Below are 237 nucleotides of genomic sequence, written 5' to 3' on the forward strand. Positions count from 1 at the left end.
GAGTATGTATCATTTCAAGACGGGCATAGATATCTTTTTCCTTGGTGAGTTTGAGCACATCCATCAACAGTACCTGGGGTTGCCCTTTATGGATACGCAATAAAGCATATCCCATTAATTGCGTACCCGGATCAATACCGAGGATGATCTCGTCTTTGGCCATGGGATGAAAATAGTTAAAAGTGTCCATTGGACTCCTTTGGACAAAGGTAAAAGGTCAAAGTCAGGAACAAATAT

Annotated in this window: 1 protein-coding gene; it reads right to left on the reverse strand. The window is 41.4% G+C overall.

Annotated elements, in window-relative coordinates:
* On the reverse strand, nt 1-190 hold a 190-nt coding region (locus VJI94_RS08825; protein WP_324009104.1), incomplete at its 3' end, for a crossover junction endodeoxyribonuclease RuvC.
* Between the last annotated feature and the right edge of the window lie 47 nt (nt 191-237).

Source organism: Parvimonas sp. D9, from assembly GCF_035282565.1.
Classification (GTDB): domain Bacteria; phylum Bacillota; class Clostridia; order Tissierellales; family Peptoniphilaceae; genus Parvimonas; species Parvimonas micra.